The organism is Streptomyces sp. NRRL B-24572 (assembly GCF_002156145.1).
Taxonomy (GTDB): Bacteria; Actinomycetota; Actinomycetes; order Streptomycetales; family Streptomycetaceae; genus Streptomyces; species Streptomyces vietnamensis.
In genome coordinates this window covers 1-1,450 of sequence record NZ_MWIG01000860.1, presented here as the reverse complement: position 1 = coordinate 1,450, position 1,450 = coordinate 1, and the positions used below count along the sequence as shown (strand labels likewise).

2 protein-coding genes are annotated in these 1,450 nt (G+C 74.3%); both read left to right on the top strand.

Features of this window, described 5'->3' with window-relative positions:
* Positions 1 to 322: hypothetical protein (locus tag CCN56_RS43650; protein ID WP_179200127.1), on the top strand; the 322-nt coding region annotated here is incomplete at its 5' end.
* A gap of 39 nt (positions 323 to 361) precedes the next feature.
* On the top strand, positions 362 to 1,315 hold the full coding sequence (locus tag CCN56_RS37300) for a bifunctional riboflavin kinase/FAD synthetase (protein WP_086832145.1): 954 nt from the start codon (positions 362 to 364) through the stop codon (positions 1,313 to 1,315).
* The last annotated feature ends 135 nt before the right edge of the window (positions 1,316 to 1,450 follow it).

Here is a 1,450-nt window from a genome sequence, read left to right as displayed (position 1 = left end):
TACGCCGCTCCGCGCCCTCCTGCGGGCCGCCGCGGAGGGCGCGGAGCGGCGTACCGTGCCGCGCACCCGGGAGCTCACGCACCGCGTCGGCGCGCTGTGCGTCCGTACCCCCGCAGGCGCCTGGCTGCTCGACCGTGCCCTCGCCGGGGCCGTCCGCGAGCTGCCCGCCTTCGCCGCGCTCCTCGCCGCCTGGACGGTCGCCGCCCCCGGCGAGTGGGCGCCGCTGCTCGGCCCGGAGACCCTCCAGGCGCTGCGGAGCCCCGGCACTGCCATGCCGATGCGTACCGACGGCCGTGGACATGGCAGTCTTAGACCTGCGTAAAGGCGAACAGGGCGAACAGGCGGACGAGGAGCGGTCACAGTGCAGCGCTGGCGTGGCTTGGAGGACATCCCCCAGGACTGGGGACGCAGCGTCGTCACCATCGGCTCCTACGACGGGGTGCACCGCGGACACCAGCTGATCATCGGGCGTGCCGTCGAGCGCGCCCGGGAGCTGGGCGTCCCCTCCGTCGTCGTCACCTTCGACCCGCACCCCTCCGAGGTCGTGCGCCCCGGCAGCCACCCGCCGCTGCTCGCCCCGCACCACCGGCGTGCGGAGCTGATCGCGGAGCTCGGCGTGGACGCGGTGCTCGTGCTGCCGTTCACGGCGGAGTTCTCGCAACTCTCCCCGGCCGACTTCATCGTCAAGGTGCTCGTCGACAAGCTGCACGCGAAGGCCGTCATCGAGGGCCCCAACTTCCGCTTCGGGCACCGGGCCGCCGGCAACGTCGCCTTCCTCACCGAGCTCGGCGCCACCTACGACTACGAGGTCGAGGTCATCGACCTGTACGTCAGCGGGGCCGCCGGCGGCGGACAGCCCTTCTCCTCCACCCTCACCCGCCGCCTCGTCGCCGAGGGTGACATGGCCGGCGCCGCCGAGATCCTCGGCCGCCCGCACCGGGTCGAGGGCATCGTCGTCCGCGGCGCGCAGCGCGGCCGCGAGCTCGGCTTCCCGACGGCCAACGTCGAGACCCTGCCGCACACGGCGATCCCGGCGGACGGTGTCTACGCGGGCTGGCTGACGGCCGCGGGGGAGCGGATGCCGGCGGCGATCTCGGTCGGCACGAACCCGCAGTTCGACGGCACGGAGCGGACGGTCGAGGCGTACGCGATCGACCGCGAGGGCCTCGACCTGTACGGGCTGCACGTGGCCGTGGACTTCCTGGCGTACGTGCGGGGCATGCTGAAGTTCGACACGCTGGACGATCTGCTGCAGGCGATGGCGGCGGACGTGAAGCGCTGCCGCGAACTGACGGAGGAATACGACCGCCCCTGACGGCGCGTCCCCCCGTGTGGGCCCACGCCCGTGCGACCCGCGCCCTGCTGGGCTTCGCCCCGCCCGTGTGGGCCCGCGCCCGACTGGGCGGCGCCCCCGCCCGTGTGGGCAATCGTCCCGCTGGGGCAGGGGGGT